At 34.1% G+C, this 858-nt stretch carries 1 protein-coding gene and 2 pseudogenes; all 3 read right to left on the bottom strand.

Going from position 1 to position 858, the window contains the following annotated elements:
- Positions 1–227 (bottom strand): annotated as a pseudogene (locus tag FC72_RS11045) (hypothetical protein); the annotation flags it as partial.
- Positions 228–245: 18 nt separating this feature from the next.
- Positions 246–461, bottom strand: a pseudogene (locus tag FC72_RS11170) (helix-turn-helix domain-containing protein); the annotation flags it as partial.
- Between the two features lie 17 nt (positions 462–478).
- Positions 479–784, bottom strand: a complete 306-nt coding sequence (locus FC72_RS10560) for a transposase (protein ID WP_057767492.1) — start codon at positions 782–784, stop codon at positions 479–481.
- Between the last annotated feature and the right edge of the window lie 74 nt (positions 785–858).

Here is an 858-nt window from a genome sequence, read left to right as displayed (position 1 = left end):
TCTGATATTTCATATGCAATTATTTCGTTGTTAAAGCTGTCTAATATTGATGACAAATAAAGCATCTCTGTGCCAAATGGTAGATACGTGATGTCGGTGGTCAGTTTAGTCATTGGCTTTGGAGTCGACCAGTCTCCATTAACTATATTTTCAAAGGTCTTATAAGGATTTCCAGGTCGATTTAATCGTTTAGGCTTTACTACGCAGCCCCAGCCGTGATTGTGCATGATTCTCCTAACTTGATTTATTGAACAATGTATTTCATTTTTGATCCGATGATAAATTTTTCGATAACCGTATCTGAATTTTGTTTTTATACATTCATATTTTATTAGTGATTCTAAATCTGACAATTCAAGTAAATCGATGCTATTTAAATGACGATAATACGTTGATCTAGAGATTCCTAATATTTTACATATTCTCGAGATAGAAATGTGATCGCTTAATTCAGTTATCATTGATATTGTAGTTTTATTTACCACAACCTTTCCTTGATTAAATATTTTTTTACAACTTCAAGTTCTTGCTTTATTTCGTCAATTTCTCTGGCGTGACGTTCTGCCTCCGGCAGTTCCGCCACGCCTTTATTGTATTTATATTGTTTTCCTTGAGGCTGAGAAAGACGGTAATAGTCTCCATTGCGAAGATGTTTCCTCCAAGTATAAATAAGACCATCACTTTTCAAACCGAGCCGTTTAACGATTTGTCTTCCAGAAACACCGGCGTTCAAAAGTCTAATAGCTTCCAATTTAGTTTCATACGAGTATTTATTATTAGTCAAAGCAAAAGCACCTCCAAGAATTATTTTCCCAGAAGTGCTCTTATTTATCTGTATCAAATTATATACTCAGTACC

The sequence above is a fragment of the Companilactobacillus tucceti DSM 20183 genome, from assembly GCF_001434665.1.
In the GTDB taxonomy this organism is placed as follows: Bacteria; Bacillota; Bacilli; order Lactobacillales; family Lactobacillaceae; genus Companilactobacillus; species Companilactobacillus tucceti.
This window is presented reverse-complemented; position numbering and strand designations above follow the sequence as displayed.